Origin of the sequence: Vibrio sp. TH_r3 (assembly GCF_033101115.1) — a bacterium.
Classification (GTDB): Bacteria; Pseudomonadota; Gammaproteobacteria; order Enterobacterales; family Vibrionaceae; genus Vibrio.
Window position 1 is genome coordinate 493,229 of the sequence record NZ_JAWMPW010000001.1, and the last position, 20,030, is coordinate 513,258.

A 20,030-nucleotide genomic window follows, 5' to 3' on the forward strand; every position below is an offset into this window, starting at 1 on the left:
GTCTTATCCTCTTTGTGTCGCTTTCGACAAACCTTTGTCACTGTCTAAAGACTTTACGTCCAGACCAGCAGTTATCATTTTTATCATGGCTTCAACGTGAATCAAAGCACACATTTTTTCTTTTACCATTCCAGCTAACCAAGGCCTTTTCGCTGCTTGAGAACGCCAACGCACGCTATCAACATTTAGCAATTCAGTGCCTTTTAGTTCTGTGGCGGCAAGCCCCCATGAACTGTTACCTAGCATTACAATATATTGATACGCTTCTTTGTGTGATTCATCTTTTAGTCTATCTGCCATAACCCATTTTGCAGTATCAACAACATCATATTGATTATCTTTATTCGTTTGTAAACCGAGATACCATGATGGACGACCGATCAAGTGGCTCATTTCAGCAGTTTTATGAATACCACCTAGTTCATCTAATGGCACAGCAAAGGTGACACCGTTCACATCAAAGTACAATACTTGAAAATCGACATCTCGTTCGGTACTTGTCCAATCCTCAAACCCTAATCCTTGGTTGTCAGTCTGTAATTGAGGCTCGACTCCAGTATCAATACTATTAGTTTGTTCAACAAGCGGGCTATCTTCTGCTACTGAAAACTGATCCGTTGCCGTATTGTGATCGTTGACTGTAGTTTGCTCAATCTCGTTATCCGCAACGAGAGCGGACTGTTTTTGAGAATCAGATTCCGTTTCAGTTTGCCACTGTTGAATTTCTTCGGTTTTCTCTTCTTCAACACTCGCAATTTCTGGTTCTACTTGTTCAGTATCTATTTGAGCAATCGTTGCGGTGTTTTTTTCAATTAGGTTCGCTATTTCAGGCTCTTCGATTACATCGGTCGATCCCAATTTATCCAACAACTTTTGCACAACATTCAAATCAGGAACTTCTAACTCACTATATTCTAGTTCAGTTTGAGCGTCATAATCGTCTAATTTAGGCTGCTGTTGCAACTGCAAATGCTGGTGTTCATCATTAGCAGACTTTGTTTCGATGCTGGAGGTTGAATTCTGCGGCACCATTTCCGTAACCAGTTCGCTGTCTTCACCGTCAAATTCTAACTCTTCATCTAAAAGTGACGTAAAGTATTCTTCTAACGCTTCTGCGCCAGATAGCTTATGCATCTTTTTACTGTCCATCTAAGGCCAACCTCTCCAAATAGATGAGCAATTGTTTGTAAGCAAAGACTCCACGGCTCCCTTCAGCAAAATGGGAAGCGGGCAAGTTTTTCAAACTAGCATCTCTAAATTTTGTATCGATAGGGACAGCTGAACTCCAAACGTGATCTGGATAATCTTGCTTTAACTGATTGAGCGTGGTTAATGATGCACGCGTACGTTTATCATACATAGTCGGAACAATAGTGGTTTTAAACGCTCGGTTACGAGATTTTTGCATGATGGCGAGCGTTCTAATCATTCTCTCCAACCCTTTCATAGCTAAAAATTCAGTTTGTACCGGAATAAGAATTCGGTCACTTGCCGCCAATGCATTGACCATCATAACACCTAAGATAGGCGGACAATCGATAAGAACATAGTCGTAATCACCGTGTAATGCGAGCAATGCTCTTTTTAAAATTAGCCCCATTCCACTACGGTTTCCCATCACACGATCTAATGTTGCTAGCGACATGTGAGCGGGAATAAGATCAATGTTTTCCACTTCAGATGCCAAAATCAATGGCTTTATCGACTCTCTATTTATTTCTGTTAATTGAAATAAATCAAAAAGACTTTTTGCTACAGAGTCTGAATCGTATCCTAAATATGTAGTGAGTGACCCGTGAGGATCGGTATCTACAAGCAAGACTCGATGGCCCTTTTTACTCAGCAAACCAGCCAGTGTCACGGTAGTAGTCGTTTTTCCGACACCGCCTTTTTGATTTGCTACACTCCAAACGATCATATGGACTCCTAAGCCAATCCGACTTCGACCAATATGCGCTCGGCAATACGATCTAATGGAAGGTCTTCGCTAGAAATATTGGCTTTGGCGACGGCTTGCGGCATACCATAAACAACACAGCTATCTTCATCTTGCGCCCAAATTGTGGCTCCGGCAGATTGCAACATACGAGCACCTTCTCGACCATCTGCTCCCATACCGGTGAGTACCATAGAGAGAACCTTATCTTGATAAACTTTAGCTGCAGACCCAAAAGTCACATCCACACTTGGTTTATAATTCATACGCTCGCCCCCATCAAAAACTCGTAATTTTGCACTGCCGGGACGACCTTCAACCATCATTTGCATACCACCTGGAGCCAAATACGCGACGCCAGCACGCAATACGTCACCATCAGAGGCTTCTTTAACCTTTATGCTACAGAGTGTATTTAAGCGGCTAGCGAATGCCGCAGTAAAAGTCGCTGGCATATGCTGAATAAGGATAATGGGATGAGGATAATTACTTGGTAACTTCGTTAATATTTTTTGTAAGGCAACAGGGCCGCCTGTTGAGGTGCCAATTGCAGTCAGCTGATATTTTTTCCCTGTTGCTCGAAACCTAGCATGTATTTTTCGATCAGACCTAACGCCACGATCTATATTAGCCCCACCAGACGGTTTTCTTATTGAAGCAGGGATCGATGATTTGGATGCAGAAGTAGCCGATATAGTTGAACCTATTGGCGCTGTTTTTAATGGTGAATCACCTGTAACAGGCAATGCCGTTCTGCGTCGAACCAACATACGCTTACGAGAAATTTCAAACACTTTTTGTTGTAATAGTTGAGTAGCCTCATCCCTATTACGCGCAATATCCTCAAACTTTTTTGGTAAAAAGTCGAGTGCGCCCGCATCTAACGCATCTAACGTTGCTTTGGCACCATCATGAGTTAACGATGAAAACATTAAAATTGGAACCGGATTTGCCTGCATTATTTCACGCACTGCACTAATACCGTTCATAACCGGCATTTCGATATCCATGGTAACTACATCAGGTTTAAGCTGCGTTACTTTTTTAATCGCATCTTTACCGTTTGTTGCAACGTCAATAACTTCTAAGCGAGGATCAGCATTGATTATCTCGCTCACTCTACGGCGAAAAAAGCTAGAATCATCAACAACGAGTACTTTTACAGCCATATAATCCTTCTTACATGCGAGAGCGAGTAGCGTATTGCTTCAATAAGTTCGGTACATCTAGAATAAGTGCAATATGTCCATCACTAGTGATAGTCGCACCAGCCATTCCAGGTGTTCCTTGTAATAATTCGTCTAGAGGTTTGATTACCACTTCTTCTTGACCAATTAAATTATCGACAACAAACCCAACACGCTGGCTACCTAACTGCACAATAACGACATGCCCATGCCCACCTTTACGCTGATCAACTTGTCCTGATTTAGGGACTAACCAGTTTTGAAGATAAAATAGTGGTATGGATTTGTCTCGAACAATAATCGTTAATTGACCATCGACAATATTGGTTTTTGATAAATCCAAGTTAAATATTTCATTAACACTGGCTAACGGCAGAGCAAAAGGTTGATTGCAAACACCAACCATTAGTGTTGGGAGAATCGCGAGAGTTAGCGGAACTTTTATAGTAATTTTAGTTCCTTTACCTAATTCAGAATCAACGTCAACCGCGCCGTTTAAGGTATTAATTGCAGTTTTAACCACGTCCATACCGACACCGCGTCCAGAGATATCCGATATTTTCTCTTTTGACGAAAATCCAGGAGCAAATATAAGATTAAAACACTCTTTATCGGTCAGTCGTGAGGCTGCTTCATTGTCCATTATACCGCGGTTTACCGCGATATTTCTTAGCTTATCTGGATCCATACCACCGCCATCATCGACAATAGCAAGTTCAATATGGTCCCCTTCCTGTGAAGCAGATAGAATGACTTTACCCGTCCTAGATTTGCCATTTTGTTCACGAACATCTGGCATTTCAATACCATGGTCAACCGAGTTTCTGACTAAGTGGATAAGAGGGTCGGCTAATGCTTCCACTAAGTTTTTATCTAAGTCTGTATCTTCTCCACGCATCTCAAGCTTAATTTCTTTATTTAGCGTTCGGGCTAGGTCACGCACAACTCGAGGAAAACGACCAAATACTTTTTTGATCGGCTGCATTCGGGTTTTCATTACTGCCCCTTGCAGGTCAGCGGTAACAATATCTAAATTTGAAACAGCCTTAGACATTTCTTCGTCATTACGGCTTAAACCTAAACTCACTAAACGGTTACGAACTAACACAAGCTCACCAACCATATTCATGATGATATCTAAAGTGGACGTATCGACTCGTACCGTGGCTTCGGCTTGAGGTTTCGCCACTGGAGTTTTACTCGCTTTTTCTGCTACTGCTTTTTTCTTTGCTACGGCCGGCTTTTCTGCTGCCGCTTTTTTATTTTCAACGACTTTATTTTCGACGACTGGTTTTTTAGCTGCCGGACTAGCTTTTGACGTTTGCGTGGTTTTTGGCGTAGCGTCAAGTTCAGTTTTCGCTGTAGGTTTGCTTTCTTCAACTGTCAATTTGGCACTACTTTCCAATTCATCGACAGAAGGCCCTTTGCCACTACCATGCAATTGGTCGAGCAAACTTTCAAACTCATCGTCTGTCATTACATCAGCTTCTACCGACGCCGGTTTTTCAACTGGAGTTTGTTTTACAGTAGAATCAGATTCTACTGGAGCAGAGGAACTTGCTCCGGGAGCACTGCCTTTACCATGTAATTCATCCAGTAGTTTCTCAAACTCATCATCGGTAATGTCACCTGTACTCGCTTCAGTCGAAGTCGAGACAGGTTTTTCTATACTGGAAACAGTAGATGCACCGACTGCACTAGTGCTACTAGCAGATGCCCCAGGAGCCGATCCTTTACCATGCAATTCATCCAGTAGCTTCTCAAATTCATCTTGAGAAATGTCGTCTAATGAGTTGTTCTGACTCATGGGTGACGTCGTATCTTCTGCTTGAATGGCGGAGTCTATGGTACTTTCAGAAGGGGTTTCTACTGGCGGCTCAATAGTATCGACTGGTTCTTGTATCGTCTCTTCGTCTGCACTTGCTGGTTGGCTTAGTCTGTGTAATTCGGCTAATAATGCCGGATCTGCAGGAATTAAGGCTTCACCATTTTGTACAGCGCTAAACATGACGTTTACGGCATCTAACGACTGTAAAATAGTGTCCATTAAATCGGCAGTGACTTGGCGTTGACCATTGCGCAAAATATCGAACACATTTTCTGCACCATGACACGCGTCGACCAATTCTGTTAAAGCTAGAAAACCAGCGCCACCTTTTACGGTGTGAAAACCACGGAAAATCGCGTTTAGTAGTTCTTTATCTTGTGGGTTATTTTCAAGTTCAATCAGTTGCTCTGACAATAACTCGAGTATTTCACCTGCTTCTACTAAAAAGTCTTGTAGAATTTCTTCGTCTAATTCATAGCTCATAGTTTACCCTTAGAATCCAAGACTCGATAACAAATCATCAACATCATCTTGAGATGAAACCGCATCTTCTCTCTCGTGAGGATTTAATATTGGACCCTCAGCCTCGGTAGATACTTTGTTTGCAGTCGAAGTTTCTTTTTCTGTACTTTCTATACCGAAAGAGGTCAAAATTTCCACTAATCTTTCTTCCACTTCACGGACTAAAATAATGACGCGAGAAATTATCTGTCCTGTGAGATCTTGAAAATCTTGTGCCATCAAAATTTCAGTCAATTGACTTCGTAGCTCAGTACTATCACCCTCTACTTGGGTTAATAGTTCATCAATGTGCAAGCATAACGTTTTGAATTCAGATAGTTCTATTCTACCTTTCATCAATTCATTCCATGTTGGTCTAACTAAAAGTAGGCTTTCATGTAGCTTATCTGCAATGGGTAGAGAGCGCTCAACCGCATCCATGGTTCTATTCGCCGCAGATTCAGTTTTTTCCATCACATATTCGAGTCGATTACGTGCATCCGGGATCTCTTCATTGGCAATAACACTCATTCTTGGATCAATCTTAAACTGATCCAAAGCATCATGAAGCTCTCTTGTTAGCGAACCGACTTCATTAATAATGGGGTTCTCTCTACCCTTTAACATCGATATAACGATGTCATTGGCTTCTTTCTGCTTACCAGCTTCGAGTAGCTCAACTAGGGTGCGTGCTTGTTCTATTGAAATCATACTGCAAAGTCCTTCTACGCGATTAATGTTGAGTTAGTTGCGTATATTGACTTATAAACGCTCAAAAATTTTGTCTAACTTTTCTTTAAGCGTTGCGGCAGTAAAAGGTTTTACAATATAACCATTCACGCCAGCTTGAGCAGCTTCAATAATTTGCTCCCGTTTAGCTTCAGCGGTAATCATCAATACCGGAAGATGTTTCAGATCGGCATCTGAACGAATATTTTTTAATAAGTCGATACCTTGCATCCCTGGCATATTCCAGTCAGTCACAACAAAGTCAAACTCGCCTTTTTTTAACATTGGCAGCGCCGTTAAACCGTCATCTGCCTCTTGCGTGTTATTGAAACCCAAATCACGTAGTAGGTTTTTAACAATACGACGCATTGTTGAAAAATCATCAACAATAAGAATTTTCATGTTTTTGTTCAAAATTACCTCCACTGAAGTTGAATTCAGTGTGTTAGTCTTCTTGTGTCCACGAACTTAGTTTAGCACGCAAACGTTGCATGGATTGGCTGTGTATTTGGCTTACGCGAGATTCGCTTACTCCTAATACTTCTCCAATTTCTTTTAAATTTAATTCTTCATCATAATAAAGTGACAGAACCAAAGCTTCTCTTTCTGGTAAACCTTTAATTGATTCAACCAAAGCTTGTCTAAAATTCTCGTCTGCTACACCTTGAAATGGTGTATTTGAATACGAATTCTCACTGGTAGAGATAACATCTTCAGACACACCTAAATCTTCAATACCGACTAAACGCGAACAACTTATATCTGATAAAGCAGAATGATATTGCTCTATCGTCATATTTAAATACTGTGCTACTTCTATATCGGCAGGGTCTCTAGAAAGTTGAGCCTCTAATTCACTAATTGCCTGATTAATTGTTCGATTGTTGCGATGAACAGAGCGAGGGACCCAATCTCCCTTGCGAACTTCATCGAGCATCGAACCTCGAATTCTTATTCCTGCGTAAGTTTCAAAGCTTGCGCCTTTAGAGTTATCGTAATTTTGTTGCGCTTCTAAAAGCCCTATCATTCCAGCTTGAATCAAATCATCAACCTGAACGCTAGGCGGTAGACGGCCCATAAGATGGTGTGCGATACGCTTAACCAAGGTCGAATACTGCTCTAGAAACGATTTCTGGCTATTAACATTCGCGTGTTGGTCATAGGTTAGCGCCTTATTCACCAAGTGATTCCCCTATTGTTTCTCGTTTATTTAACAACCTTTCCACAAAGAACTCTAAATGACCACTCGGTGTTTTAGGTATTGGCCATGTTAATGCCTTGTTGGCTAACGTACTCAATGCCAAAGCAGCAGGAGAACGAGGAAATGCGTCTACCACAATTTTCTGTTTTTTTACGGACTGACGTACTTTATCATCTAACGGTACGCATGCGACCAGTTCAAGACTCACATTCAGGAAGCGTTCTGTGACCAATGTCAACTTTGTAAACAATTCTCTTCCTTCGCGATAACTTCTCACCATATTGGCAACAATTTTGAACCTTTGTACACCATGTTCGCGGCTTAATAATTTAATCAGTGCATAAGCATCAGTGATAGAGGTCGGTTCATCACATACCACAACGATAACATCCTGAGCCGCACGTGAAAAACTGACCACCATGTCAGAAATACCTGCTGCGGTATCGATCAGTAGTACATCGACGTCTTCTTCCAAAGAACCAAAGGCGCGAATCAAGCCTGCGTGCTGAGCATGACTTAATTCTGTCATACTTTGCGTACCTGACGTAGCGGGTATGATTTTTATCCCATGTGGGCCTTCAACAATGGTATCTTTAAGTTCGCACTCTCCTGCCAACAAATGACTTAAGTTACGTTTAGGGCGTAATCCAAGCATAATATCAACATTTGCTAAGCCTAAATCTGCGTCCAAAACCATCACTTTCTTACCTTGACGAGCCATAGATATCGCCAAGCTTAGTGAAACATGTGATTTACCCACCCCACCTTTACCACCTGTAACCGCAATTACCTTGGTTAAGGTTGGCTGAGTTAGTCGGCGTAAGCCACTGGCCTGATCTTGCATGTTATTATCTGTCATTGCTTAGAATCCATCGGTATCACTGGTCCAATAGTGAGGTTCGTTTTCAGTTGATTTCTCAAGTAACTCATTGGCCTTGGCAACCAAATACTTGGGTTGAGCTATCACTATATCTTCGGGTACCCGTTGACCATTAGCGACATAAGCTACTGGTAGTGAATTTTGAACTATAACGCTTATAAACTCACCAAGACTTAACGACTCATCGATCTTAGTCAGTATGCAGCCAGAAAGCGGAATACGTTTAAAATGGTCAATAGTTTCTTGCAACACTCTTCTTTGAGCTGTAGCAGGAAGAACTAAATAACTATTTATAACCGAGCCACTATCTTGCATTAACGTATCAAGTTGTTCTGTGAGTCGCACATCTCGTTGCCCCATACCTGCGGTATCAACTAAGACTAATCTGCGATTACGTAATTGATAGATGACTTCTGCTAAGTCTTCTGAATCTTTTGCAATTTTAACTGGACAACCCATGATCCTGCCATAAATGGCCAGTTGTTCATGTGCGCCAATTCTAAAGGTATCCGTAGTCACTAAAGCGACGTTATCTGGGCCATATTCCATGGCCGCTCTTGCGGCTAGTTTTGCTATGGTGGTTGTTTTTCCGACACCAGTTGGACCTAATAGTGCAACCACACCACCTCGTTTTAAAATATCGGTTTGAATAACCGATACTTGATCAGATACTAAATCTAATAGTTCTTTCCAAGCCTGAGCTGGTGGCGTGTCTTCTGATATGTAACACGCTAACTGATCAGCAAGTTCTGAAGATAATCCCATGCGTTCTAAACGTTTAATTAGCATTGCTCTAAGTGGTTCGCGTCGTTCAACTTCTTGCCACATTAATCCAGAGACTTGATGCTCAAGAAGTCGTCTAATTGACATCATTTCTTCACGCATTGAGTTCAATTCTTGGTTATTTTCTTCATTGTCTGCTGATTGATTATAGTTACGCTCGTAACGCGAAGGATCTAATCTTGGTTTTGGTCTCTCGGCTCGTTGGCTATCAGAACGATAATCATCAGAAATAAGTTTGGCTAACCCTGAGTCTTTCGCTAAAGAGGATGAAATTGTCCCATGTTGAGCCTGAACTTGTGGTTGAGAAGCATTATTTGTACTTGATTGACGCTTTAATAAAGCAGCAAGTGAATCGGCTTCAGAATTATTGCCGTCGTTTGAGTCTTCATTACGGCTGTATTGCTTCAGCATATTAGCAAAGCGCTTTGTTTTCGAATCCGATGCGTTTCTCTGTGCACTTGACGTTGATTGCGCCGCTGATTGCGTTTGTAAGCTGACACGATCATCTGTTAGGTCGCGTTGGTATTGAGATTCATGCGCTTTATTTGATTCACTAGAATATCTAGATTGAACACGAGGCGGTGCTTTAGCAACAGGTTTATCAGCCATATCACCATCGATTGCCGCAACTATCTCTACACCACCCGCTACTTTTTTATTCGACATGATGACTGCTTCTGAACCAAGTTCTTCTTTAACTTGAAGCAGAGCTAATCGCATATCTTTGGCAAAAAATCGTTTTATCTTCAATGTATTCGTCCAAGATTCAATGTATTCATCCAAAGTTCAATGTATTCGCCCAAGATTCAATCTGCTTGATTAAATCTAACGTTAACCGCTCATCACTTATCTATAATACAAACAACCGCTACGTTAGTTCCCTACTGCTTGCACAATTCTAATCTGTTTTTCATCCGGGATCTCTTGATAAGAGAGTACTCTTAAGTTTGGAATCGTATTTTTAACAAATTTGGCTAATGTTGTGCGCAATACACCCGAAGTAAGCAGTACCGCGGGCTCACCTTTCAATTCTTGTTCTTGCGTCGCCTGACTTAATGACGATTGCAATCGTTCAGCTAAGCCCGGCTCAATACCCGTGGATTCACCACCTGACGCCTGCATAGTTTGATGCAATATTTGTTCCAGCTCAGGAATAAGCGTTATTACTGGCAACTCCGGTTCTATCCCATTGATTTCTTGTACAATAAGTCGTTTTAATGCGATTCGAACGGCGGCGGTTAATATGTCAGGTTCTTGACTCTTACTCGAGTACTCAGACATGGTTTGCACGATAGTCCGTATATCGCGTATCGGTATCGCTTCATTAAGTAGATTCTGTAACACTTTAACCACAACACCCAACGACAATTGATCGGGTACAAAACCCTCTACTAGTTTCGGTGTAGAACGACCGAGCATTTCTAGTAAGTTTTGTACTTCTTCGTGGCCAATCAACTGAGAGGCGTTATTAGTTAATAATTGGCTCAAATGCGTAGCAAGTACGGTTGCAGAATCGACAACTGTGTAGCCAAGAGCTTGCGCATGTTCTCGTTTATCTTCTTTAATCCAAACGGCTTCAAGACCAAATGCTGGGTCAATGGTTTGTTCACCTTCTACCATGCCGTAAACTTGTCCCGGATTGATCGCGAGTTCTTGATCGGGACGAATTTCTGCTTCACCCACTGCAACACCCATTAGAGTAATGCGATAGCTATTTGGTGTCAGTTCCAAATTGTCTCGTATATGAACGGCAGGTATTAAAAAACCAAAATCTTGCGATAATTTTTTTCGCACACCTTTTACCCGCTCAAGCAGTTCTCCGCCTTGCTCTTTATCAACCATAGGAATTAATCTATAACCTACTTCTAGACCAATAATGTCAACTGGCTGAACATCGTCCCACGATAACTCTTTCTGAGCGACACTTTCTGGCTCGGCAACGGCAGGTAAGTTCGACTTCTCTAACGCTTTCTTCTGCTTATTGGCTAAATAATAGGCACCTGCAGCTGCAATAAGACTTAAAGAAAGAAAAGAGAAATGAGGCATGCCTGGAACAATGCCCATAACACCTAATATAGCCGCAGTAATCATCAATGCTTTGGGGTTATCAAAGAGTTGGAATACCATCTCTTTACCCATATCTTCATCGGTATTTTGACGAGTCACCATGATGGCGGCGCCAATAGAGAGTAGTAATGATGGGATTTGAGCAACCAAACCATCACCAATAGTAAGCAAAGTGTATATTTTTATCGCGTCTTGAAAGGTGAGGTCGAACTGAATCATACCGATGATCAATCCACCGATAATATTAATAAATAGGATTAAGATACCAGCAATGGCGTCCCCTTTCACAAACTTAGAAGCACCATCCATAGAACCATAAAAGTCGGCTTCTTTGGTTACTTCAAAACGTCTTGTTCTTGCCGCTTCTTGGTCGATAAGACCCGCATTTAAATCGGCATCGATAGCCATCTGTTTACCGGGTAAGGCGTCTAACGTAAAGCGTGCACTTACTTCTGATATACGACCTGCACCTTTAGTGACAACCATAAAGTTAATGATCATAAGGATAAGGAATACAATTAAACCCACAGCATAGTTACCACCAATCACCACGCTACCAAATGCTTCAATCACACTACCTGCGGCATCACCTCCTTCGTGGCCGTACAGAAGTACCACTCGAGTTGATGCAACGTTAAGGGCTAAACGCAATAACGTCGCAACCAGCAATACTGTAGGGAAGGCAGCGAAATCTAACGGTCTTCTCGTGTAAATGGTGACTAACAAGACCACCAAAGATAAGGCAATATTAAAAGTGAAAAATAAGTCGAGTAAGAATGGCGGTATCGGTAACACCACCATTCCCAAGGTAGACAAAACAACAATGGGTGCACCAATAGCCGGTATTGCTCGATTGGACATTGATGGTAATTTTTCTGAGAATGGCAGGTTAAATTTCATAAATTGCAAGGCTTCAATTTTGATTGAAAAAGAAATAAATCAACACATTGCTACTAATATGCAAGTATTAGTCCAATCAATAAGTCAAAAAAGTGACACCAAGTTATAAACGGAACTCTGTGGTCAATAATTAGTACTTAAGGTCTGGTGGAATTGGCATGTTTTCATCGTTGAGAGACGGTTTTTGACCACCTCGTTTTCGATATTGTTTCAACTGAAATACATAAGCTAGCACTTGTGCGACCGCTGTGAATAAACCATCTGGGATCTGCTGTTCTAACTCAGTAGAATGATACAAAGCACGCGCGAGTGGTGGTGCTGGAATAATGAATATTTCGTGCTCTCTGGCTATTTCTCGAATTTTCAGCGCCATATGATCAACGCCTTTTGCTACCACTATCGGTGCTTTATCTTTGCTTGTATCGTAACGCAGAGCGACAGAGAAGTGCTCTGGGTTAGTAACAATAACATCCGCGGTGGGAACATCAGCCATCATTCGACGTTGCGCGGCTTCTCGTTGCAACATTCTGATTCTACCTTTTACTTCTGGCTTGCCCTCTGTTTCTTTGTATTCGTCTTTTATCTCTTGCTTGGTCATTTTCAATTGATTGGCGTGTTGCCATATTTGAAACGGAATATCAATAGCGACAACAATCAGTAACGTACAACTGATTAATAAAATAAAATTAAGGAGTATGTCGAGCGAGTGATAAATATTGAGAGGAAAGGTATCCATGCTCAGCTGAAATAGGTCGACTTTAGAAGCGTTGATCAAGTAAAAAGCGGTACCAGCAACCAAAGAGACTTTAAGTATAGATTTAAGCAGCTCGACCCAACTTTGTAAGCCAAACATGCGTTTTATACCACTTAATGGATTCATTTTAGACGCTTTTGGCATCGCGGCTTGTACTGAAAAATTGATACCGCCAACTCCTGCCGAGCCAATAACCGCGGCAACAAATAACGTAATTAATACGATAAATAGCGGTAGTAGTAATTGCGCTAAAGCACCAGAAGCAATATCCAACAATATAGTGGTATCAAAAATTTCATTGCGGCTAAGCGTAAATAAACGCGTCATGGCTGCCCATAAACCCTTAGCTAATGTTTCACCAAACATCATTAGAGAAACAGAACCAACAATCAGTACAGAAACGGAAGCCAGCTCTTTTGATCGAGCTACTTGGCCTTTTTCTCGAGCCTGTTGCAATCGCTTGGGCGTTGCGTCTTCTGTCCTTTCTTGTCCATCTGAATCTGCCATATACTCTCTTTAACAAGCCAGTCGAATAAGTTTACAAATTTGTTGCTCGCCTTCTACCCAATAAAGTTCATAGTGGCTGTAGAGACCAAGCATGATGTACCAACATAAGAGTAGACCTACCATTAGGGCAAAAGCAAAACCTAAAGAAAATATATTCAACTGTGGCGCTGCTCGAGTCATAACCCCAAAAGATAAATTTACAGTAAGTAAAGCGATAATACCGGATAATGACATACTTAAAGCGGTTTTAAACATAGTGCCTAACCAAAGAGACAATTCGCGAAAGTCGGTATTGGTAAGAGATCCAGTTCCAATGGGTAAGGTTTTAAAGCTCATAACCACCAAACTTATCATTTTAAGATGGCCGTCGGTTGCTAAGAAAAACATAGTGGCAAGAAACATGAACAGTTGTCCCAACAAGGGCGTGTTCTGACCATTAGCCGGATCAACCATAGATGCAAAACCTAAACTGGCTTGCATACCGAGTATCTGGCCTAACATAACAAAGGTTTGCAAAATAAATTGCGTTACCATGCCCATAGCAACACCGATAATCAACTGCTCCAAAGTAGTTAAAAAACCGGCTAATGAAACCAATTCAATGCTGGTTGTTACCGCAGGGATAGCTGGCATTACCGCTAGAGTCACAGCTAGAGAAAGATAAAGCCGAATACGAGTAGAAACAAACCTTGCGCCAGTAACGGTCATCACCATAAACATGGCTGAAATTCGGGTGAAAGGCCAAAAATAATTAGCAATCCAGTCGAGTACTATTGTGGTTGGAAAACTTGTCATCAGTAATGCAACCTTATTTGCTAGTAAAGCACTTGTGGTAAGCGTTCTACCATTTCATAGAAAAACTCAATCATAGATTGTGTCATCCAATGAGCACCGAACATTAAAGCAAGCAAAGTGACAATTAAGCGCGGAAGAAAGCTTAACGTTTGCTCGTTTATTGATGTAGCGGCTTGAAAAATCGCAACCACTAAGCCGATCATCAAGCTAGGAATGATGATCGCACAGACCATGACAAGAACTAGCCATAAAGCACTGCGAAATATTTCTACAAAAACTTCAGGAGTCATTTGGGCTATCCTCGCTACAACGCAAAACTGCCCGCTAGGGTAGAAAGAATCAAATTCCAACCATCGACTAACACAAAAAGCATTAATTTAAAGGGCAGCGACACAATCATTGGCGATAACATCATCATACCCATCGCCATCAATATAGAAGCAACAACCAAATCAATGATTAAAAAAGGTAAAAATAACATAAAACCAATTTGAAATGCCGTTTTCAGTTCCGAAGTAATAAAAGCAGGGATGAGCACCGCCATCGAAACGTCTTCCGGTCTGGTTACTTCAGAACCCGATATATTGACGAAAGTTTCTAAGTCTTTTAATCGAGTCTGCTTCAACATAAACGCTTTCATGGGTTCTTGAGCATTATCAAATGCTTGACGAGCAGAAATTTGCTGATCTAAATAAGGTTGAATCGCGGTTTGGTTCACGTTATCAATCACAGGAGACATGATGAAAAACGTGAGGAACATGGCAATACCAATGATAACTTGATTAGAAGGTGTTTGTTGTAGCCCCATTGCTTGGCGTAGTATCGACATTACTACCACAATACGGGTAAAAGACGTCATCAAAATAACCATCGCGGGTAAAAAACCCAGCATGGTCATTAGTGCCAATATCTGTAAGTTTACCGAATAATCTTCACTGCCATCTGGATTCGCTGTCATAGTAAATGCAGGAATACCCGGCGCATTAGACACGCTGCTGGAACCTGTACTACTTGACCCACTTTGCTCGCTTTGCAAAGCGGTAACAGTAATACTTTCTGCTCCTAAAGCATTACTGGAAATAGGTGTGTCAAGCTCTTCCTGAGCCGTGGTTACAGGTACAAACAGAACAAATACCAACGCTACTATTAATGCAGCGATAACGTTATTTTTTTTCATTTGATTTCAATAACTGACTGAATTGATTGGCAAACTGGCTATTAGCCACTTGCTCTTCATCAATGGGTTTGTCCAACCGAGATATAAGGTTGATGGATTGAGAGGTGATACCAACTAAAAACTGTTCATCACCCGCTTTGATTACGGCAATTCGTTCACGAGTACCAACGGGAATTTGTTTTATGACTGCCAACCCTTTTTGATTTCCCATTGCAGGTACTCTCATCTTTTTAAGCAACCAAGCTAAAGCAAATATCACTGCCAGAACAAAAATCAATGAGCCGAATGTCGTTAACAAATCTAACTGTGGCACAGCTGCTGACGCAGGTGCGGAAAAGCAGACAAAACTCACCACTAGGGTTGTTTTAACCGTAAATGTATCGGTTTTTTCCTCGTTAGAACCATCAACATCAGCACTGGTTGTCATCATTTTATATTGCTCGCCTTGGTGTAGTTATATTATAAGTAGTGGTGATGATTACCTAAGCTTCTTAATGCGCTCTGTTTGACTGATCACATCGGTTAAACGAATACCAAACTTATCATTGACCACGACAACTTCTCCATGAGCGATTAATGTACCGTTTACCATCACATCCAGTGATTCACCGGCAATTCTGTCTAACTCAACCACTGACCCTTGGTTCAATTGTAATAAGTTTCTAATGCTTATCTGTGAGCGACCTACTTCCATTGAAATGGTAACTGGAATATCCATAATAGTATCAAGCTTACGGCGCTCATCATCTGATATAGGCGCAGACTCATCAGATAATTCTTCCAATGGCGCGACTTCGGCGTCGTCAGATCCTGACGCAGCAGGGTCTTCACTCAAAGCGGCGGCCCATTCATCTGCTAGTTTTTGGTCTTCGTTTTGATCCATGGTTATTACCTGTTTCTCTATCGACGTAGATAATGATTGATTGACTTACCTATGTCTGTGTTAAATGTTAATTTAGCGCATTACTGTGGGTCATAATGCTTATTGGTCGCATGCTAGTTTATCGTAATAACAACCAGCCGCTGTGATTGTTAGTCGTCGTCCAAATCAGAATTGGCGCTGCCGATTTCTGACATCATATCTTTGCCTAAAAATGCAATGTCAGTTTTTACCACGTCGGGCCGTTTAATTTTTTCCGCTACTTGAACCGCTAATTTTTCTCCAGATCGTCCCATTTTCACTCGATAAGTGGGCAATTCTTCTACAAACATTGTGGCGTTTTCCGGCATTTTTATTGGGATAACATCACCAGGTTGCAGCTCCATAAGATCGCGCAAAGAAATGTCTTTTTCTAATAAATTGACACGAAAGTTAACCGGTACGTCCATAATTTCATCGCGCAATGCTGAACTCCAACGGATATCGGTTTCCATTTTGTCCGATTGCACACCGGCATCAAGTAATTCCCGTATTGGCTCCACCATCGAATATGGCATCACCACATGAAAATCACCCCCACCTCCATCAACTTCTATATGGAATGAACTCACAACAATCACTTCTGTTGGGCTAACAATATTCGCCATACTAGGGTTCACTTCAGCATCCAAATATTCAAACTCTACCCCCATAACTGGGGACCAAGCTTCTTTGTAATCTTCAAACACTACTTTGAGTAATAACTGGATGATTCTACGCTCAGTTGGCGTAAATTCTCGGCCTTCAATTTTTGCGTGAAATCGACCATCTCCACCAAAAAAATTCTCTACTAAAATAAATACCAACCGAGCTTCCATTGTGATCAAGGCGGTACCTTTTAGTGGCCTAAACCTCACCATGTTTAGGCTTGTTGGTACGTACAATGTATTTTGGTATTCACCAAACTTCATCATTTGTACGCCATTGATCGACACTTCAGCGGTTTTACGTAACATATTAAACAAACTCACTCGCATATGACGGGCGAAACGTTCGTTAATAAGTTCCAGTGTAGGCATTCGGCCACGAACAATACGATCTTGAGAAGAAAAATCAAAACTGACCGTTCCTTCCAGCTCCGTATCTAGTTCGTCTTCGGCATCATCAACATCGTCTACGCCATGAAGTAATGCATCAATTTCATCTTGAGATAATAAATCTGTCACTTGAAACCTATTGAATTACAAAATCGGTGAAAAGAACCTTTTCAACAACAGGTTGCCCAACCAACTCAGTCATTGTTGTACGAATATTTTCGGTGGCTTGTTCGCGTAACTGAGTTCGCCCTGTCGGTGTGATCAGTTGCTCTACTGTTGTCGATCCCAATGTACTTAAAATAGTACTCTCGATTAAAGGGGAATGATGTCGCGCAAGATCTTCATTTTTAATCCCCCTAACCATTACCTGAACTTTGATTTGTACTAATCGATCTCTTTGTTTACCAGGTGCTGTGAACAAAAAGGGTTGAGGTATGTTCACGTAAGAAGCCGGCTCTGGTAATGAGGCTTGGTTAGGATCTTGCTCTGTCTCCGTGACATCAGAGCCATCGGATCCCAAAAGAAAATAAGCAGCACCGCCACCAGCGGCCAATAAAACCACCACTAAGATAATGATGATCATCATTTTGCTTTTGCCTTTCGGTGCATCTCCACCGTCTAATTGTTGCTCATCTGCCATAGAAATCTCAAATTATTCCGCTTTCAGAAAGTTATACACTGATAAGTCATTAAGTTATATTAAAAATATTAAGCATAATAACTAATTCCATCATCTTTTGACTTAATATTAACGTTAAGATTGATGCTTTCGTCAATATTTTGCTCATTATTAGTAGAACGACCCCGCATTTCAGCTGAGTTGTTTTCGCCATTTTCAGCATACTGATTTTGCTGCTGACCACTATTTTGTTGTTGTACCGATGTATCAGACAACTGTATTCCTTGCTGATTTAACATCTCTCTTAATCGTGGCATTGCTTGGTCAACCATATCTCTCGCTTGTTGGTTGGCCACTGTAAATTGAACCGCAGCCGTATCACCATTCATCGTCATTCTAATATGCATTCTTCCAAGCTCGGGAGGATCTAAACGGATATCGATATTTTTCAGGTTTTTTGACATCATCATCTGAATTTGATCTGATAATTTTTCACTGGCCGCTTCACGTGACAAATGCAATGGCGTTTGTTGTACTGCTTGTGACGCTTCTCCTTTAACTTGTGCTTGTTGGATACCTTGTTGAACGGCTAAACCCGAAAGTTGTTGAGATAAACCACTCTCCTTATTATCACCTTTATCATTAGGATTCAGTGCTTCACCAAGACCTGCTGTGGTCAATGCCGATTTCATCATTTGCTGTTGTGAATTAGCGTTATTTGCCATAACAACCTGTGCAGGGTTGAAAGAATTGAGCCCAGCCAATGAGGCTCCAGCTTGCTCTGAAAACCCATTTTGTGCTGAAGCAGCCACAGAGCCATTTTCTAATGATGCTGCTTGAGCATTAGATTGCGCTATGGCTTGTTGTAACTGGATAGACTGCTGAGACTGAATAGATTGCTGAGTCTGATTGGCTTGTTGCGATAAGGAATTTGCCGCAGCGGCTGCCATAAAGTGAGACTTAACCTGATCGGTCGTGACTTTGGATGTTTCGGCTCCAGTGGTAGCGATACTCAATTGAGCGAGATACTCTAACTCTTCGTCAGATAATTCTTCTAACGGGACATCATCCAAATTTAAGGCCAATAATGTTGCTTCAATATCTTCACGACTCAACGTTTTACCTAGCGAAGCTTCGACAGATAATCCTTTCTCGTTCCAGACCAAACTATTATTCATTTGGCTTAACATCTGTTGTTCAGAATCTTGTACAGGCTGTGCTTGATTCTGCTTAGCTAGCTCTTGTTCAATCAATTGGCTCGCCAACTGGTCGGATTCAGATAAAGCAGCAAGCTCTTGATCCGAGATCAGTTTGATCTGTTTTTCGGACAGTGGCGCTGGCATAGTTTGTCGGTTGTCGGCATCAATACCATCCGATTCAGCCTGTTGAGCAGTATAAAGTGCCATTAACTGTTGTTGCTCAGTTACAGAAGAGATAGCTTGGACGTCTTCTGCTAAATCACTGTTAGTAATGAAGTCAGATTCTGTAGCGTCACCGCTGATGGAAACCAAGTTGCTTGCATGGAATTGATTAGGCTGGTCTGCTGTATCGCTAACGAGGCTATCTAAAGAACCAGTGTCGAAAGCAACCTTTTCTACTTTGTCCGCTAGAGGCAAGTTATTGCCTCCCGTTTGTTTTAACGCTTGATTCGATTCATCCAGTCGACCTAGCAGTTCGTTACCTTCATTCATCATTTTTAGAGCTTTTTTTTGCTCTACTTCTTCATCACTTAATCCTGACTCGGTTGAAATCTCATCGCTAGTCATTTGATCAATAACAACATCTGTTGATTCATCGACTGAGTGTTGTCCTTCCACTGTACCAGACTGTGCAATTTGGTCTTCTGAACCATTGACTTCTGATCCGTCTAGATCGGTACTTGCAGCATCTGAAAGTTGAGTCTTAATGCCTTCAGCATCGACAATCTCTGTGTTTGTGTCATCAGAATCGGTCAATTTAACTGAGCTTGCTTTATCTGGCTCTTCGTCAGTCGAAAAAATAGCGCCTAATGTACTCAGAAAACTGCCTGATTCATTAGAATCGGACGGTTCTTTGGACTCTGTCACTCCATTTTTGACTAAAGGAATGGATTTACCAACATCGCTGACAGACAAAGAAGTTTGATTCATAAAATTAGTCTCTTGTGCTCTTACATAAAGGTAGCCAATAACAAATAAACCCGATGGTTTATCTAGATTCTATCTGTGATT

Annotated in this window: 19 protein-coding genes; all 19 read right to left on the minus strand. The window is 41.4% G+C overall.

The window, feature by feature from the left end; translation table 11 throughout:
- Positions 1-3 precede the first annotated feature (3 nt).
- Positions 4-1,149 (minus strand): chemotaxis protein CheW, encoded by a 1,146-nt coding sequence (locus R3X26_RS02140; RefSeq protein WP_317715461.1) that lies wholly within the window; start codon positions 1,147-1,149, stop codon positions 4-6.
- On the minus strand, positions 1,139-1,918 hold the full coding sequence (locus R3X26_RS02145) for a ParA family protein (RefSeq protein ID WP_317715462.1): 780 nt from the start codon (positions 1,916-1,918) through the stop codon (positions 1,139-1,141). The genes R3X26_RS02140 and R3X26_RS02145 overlap by 11 nt, the downstream gene beginning before the upstream one ends.
- A gap of 8 nt (positions 1,919-1,926) precedes the next feature.
- Entirely contained in the window at positions 1,927-3,105 is a 1,179-nt protein-coding gene (locus R3X26_RS02150) for a chemotaxis response regulator protein-glutamate methylesterase (protein WP_317715463.1), read from the minus strand.
- 10 nt (positions 3,106-3,115) lie between these two features.
- On the minus strand, positions 3,116-5,434 hold the full coding sequence (locus R3X26_RS02155) for a chemotaxis protein CheA (protein ID WP_317715464.1): 2,319 nt from the start codon (positions 5,432-5,434) through the stop codon (positions 3,116-3,118).
- A 9-nt stretch (positions 5,435-5,443) separates the two neighbouring features.
- Positions 5,444-6,163: a protein phosphatase CheZ gene (locus tag R3X26_RS02160; protein WP_317715465.1), complete on the minus strand. Its 720-nt coding sequence runs from the start codon at positions 6,161-6,163 to the stop codon at positions 5,444-5,446.
- A gap of 51 nt (positions 6,164-6,214) precedes the next feature.
- The gene (gene cheY / locus R3X26_RS02165) at positions 6,215-6,583 is read right to left on the minus strand and encodes a chemotaxis response regulator CheY (protein WP_317715545.1); all 369 of its coding nucleotides are present in this window, start codon (positions 6,581-6,583) and stop codon (positions 6,215-6,217) included.
- 43 nt (positions 6,584-6,626) lie between these two features.
- Entirely contained in the window at positions 6,627-7,361 is a 735-nt protein-coding gene (locus R3X26_RS02170; protein WP_317715466.1) for an RNA polymerase sigma factor FliA, read from the minus strand.
- Complete coding sequence (locus tag R3X26_RS02175; protein WP_317715467.1) at positions 7,354-8,241, minus strand: MinD/ParA family protein; 888 nt, start codon at positions 8,239-8,241, stop codon at positions 7,354-7,356. Before R3X26_RS02175 ends, R3X26_RS02170 begins: the two co-directional genes overlap by 8 nt.
- 3 nt (positions 8,242-8,244) lie before the next feature.
- Complete coding sequence (flhF, locus tag R3X26_RS02180; RefSeq protein ID WP_317715468.1) at positions 8,245-9,795, minus strand: flagellar biosynthesis protein FlhF; 1,551 nt, start codon at positions 9,793-9,795, stop codon at positions 8,245-8,247.
- 123 nt (positions 9,796-9,918) lie between these two features.
- The gene (flhA, locus tag R3X26_RS02185; protein ID WP_317715469.1) at positions 9,919-12,012 is read right to left on the minus strand and encodes a flagellar biosynthesis protein FlhA; all 2,094 of its coding nucleotides are present in this window, start codon (positions 12,010-12,012) and stop codon (positions 9,919-9,921) included.
- Positions 12,013-12,142: 130 nt separating this feature from the next.
- Positions 12,143-13,273: a flagellar biosynthesis protein FlhB gene (flhB, locus tag R3X26_RS02190; RefSeq protein WP_317715470.1), complete on the minus strand. Its 1,131-nt coding sequence runs from the start codon at positions 13,271-13,273 to the stop codon at positions 12,143-12,145.
- 9 nt (positions 13,274-13,282) lie between these two features.
- Positions 13,283-14,068 carry a flagellar biosynthetic protein FliR gene (gene fliR / locus R3X26_RS02195; RefSeq protein WP_317715471.1) on the minus strand — a complete coding sequence of 262 codons (786 nt, stop codon included), beginning with the start codon at positions 14,066-14,068 and terminating at the stop codon, positions 13,283-13,285.
- Between the two features lie 20 nt (positions 14,069-14,088).
- Positions 14,089-14,358 (minus strand): flagellar biosynthesis protein FliQ, encoded by a 270-nt coding sequence (gene fliQ, locus R3X26_RS02200; protein ID WP_317715472.1) that lies wholly within the window; start codon positions 14,356-14,358, stop codon positions 14,089-14,091.
- 14 nt (positions 14,359-14,372) lie between these two features.
- The gene (gene fliP / locus R3X26_RS02205) at positions 14,373-15,245 is read right to left on the minus strand and encodes a flagellar type III secretion system pore protein FliP (protein WP_317715473.1); all 873 of its coding nucleotides are present in this window, start codon (positions 15,243-15,245) and stop codon (positions 14,373-14,375) included.
- Positions 15,232-15,672 (minus strand): flagellar biosynthetic protein FliO, encoded by a 441-nt coding sequence (fliO, locus tag R3X26_RS02210; RefSeq protein WP_411572379.1) that lies wholly within the window; start codon positions 15,670-15,672, stop codon positions 15,232-15,234. The genes fliP and fliO overlap by 14 nt, the downstream gene beginning before the upstream one ends.
- 51 nt (positions 15,673-15,723) lie before the next feature.
- Entirely contained in the window at positions 15,724-16,128 is a 405-nt protein-coding gene (gene fliN, locus R3X26_RS02215; RefSeq protein ID WP_317715475.1) for a flagellar motor switch protein FliN, read from the minus strand.
- A gap of 149 nt (positions 16,129-16,277) precedes the next feature.
- Positions 16,278-17,330 carry a flagellar motor switch protein FliM gene (fliM, locus tag R3X26_RS02220; protein ID WP_317715476.1) on the minus strand — a complete coding sequence of 351 codons (1,053 nt, stop codon included), beginning with the start codon at positions 17,328-17,330 and terminating at the stop codon, positions 16,278-16,280.
- A 7-nt stretch (positions 17,331-17,337) separates the two neighbouring features.
- Positions 17,338-17,841, minus strand: coding sequence for a flagellar basal body-associated protein FliL (fliL, locus tag R3X26_RS02225; protein ID WP_317715477.1), 504 nt, complete (start codon positions 17,839-17,841; stop codon positions 17,338-17,340).
- 68 nt (positions 17,842-17,909) lie between these two features.
- A complete protein-coding gene (locus tag R3X26_RS02230) occupies positions 17,910-19,949 on the minus strand; it encodes a flagellar hook-length control protein FliK (protein ID WP_317715478.1) in 2,040 nt (679 codons plus the stop codon).
- Positions 19,950-20,030: the final 81 nt, after the last annotated feature.

Coding starts and splice junctions, on each gene's coding strand:
- R3X26_RS02150 (WP_317715463.1), bottom strand. CDS start 3,105: ATGGCTGTAAAAGTACTCGTTGTTGATGATTCTAGCTTTTTTCGCCGT.
- R3X26_RS02140 (WP_317715461.1), bottom strand. CDS start 1,149: ATGGACAGTAAAAAGATGCATAAGCTATCTGGCGCAGAAGCGTTAGAA.
- flhA (WP_317715469.1), bottom strand. CDS start 12,012: ATGAAATTTAACCTGCCATTCTCAGAAAAATTACCATCAATGTCCAAT.
- R3X26_RS02145 (WP_317715462.1), bottom strand. CDS start 1,918: ATGATCGTTTGGAGTGTAGCAAATCAAAAAGGCGGTGTCGGAAAAACG.
- cheY (WP_317715545.1), bottom strand. CDS start 6,583: ATGAAAATTCTTATTGTTGATGATTTTTCAACAATGCGTCGTATTGTT.
- R3X26_RS02230 (WP_317715478.1), bottom strand. CDS start 19,949: ATGAATCAAACTTCTTTGTCTGTCAGCGATGTTGGTAAATCCATTCCT.
- fliR (WP_317715471.1), bottom strand. CDS start 14,068: ATGACAAGTTTTCCAACCACAATAGTACTCGACTGGATTGCTAATTAT.
- fliQ (WP_317715472.1), bottom strand. CDS start 14,358: ATGACTCCTGAAGTTTTTGTAGAAATATTTCGCAGTGCTTTATGGCTA.
- fliN (WP_317715475.1), bottom strand. CDS start 16,128: ATGGATCAAAACGAAGACCAAAAACTAGCAGATGAATGGGCCGCCGCT.
- R3X26_RS02160 (WP_317715465.1), bottom strand. CDS start 6,163: ATGATTTCAATAGAACAAGCACGCACCCTAGTTGAGCTACTCGAAGCT.
- R3X26_RS02155 (WP_317715464.1), bottom strand. CDS start 5,434: ATGAGCTATGAATTAGACGAAGAAATTCTACAAGACTTTTTAGTAGAA.
- fliP (WP_317715473.1), bottom strand. CDS start 15,245: ATGAAAAAAAATAACGTTATCGCTGCATTAATAGTAGCGTTGGTATTT.
- flhB (WP_317715470.1), bottom strand. CDS start 13,273: ATGGCAGATTCAGATGGACAAGAAAGGACAGAAGACGCAACGCCCAAG.
- R3X26_RS02175 (WP_317715467.1), bottom strand. CDS start 8,241: ATGACAGATAATAACATGCAAGATCAGGCCAGTGGCTTACGCCGACTA.
- fliL (WP_317715477.1), bottom strand. CDS start 17,841: ATGGCAGATGAGCAACAATTAGACGGTGGAGATGCACCGAAAGGCAAA.
- fliO (WP_411572379.1), bottom strand. CDS start 15,672: ATGACAACCAGTGCTGATGTTGATGGTTCTAACGAGGAAAAAACCGAT.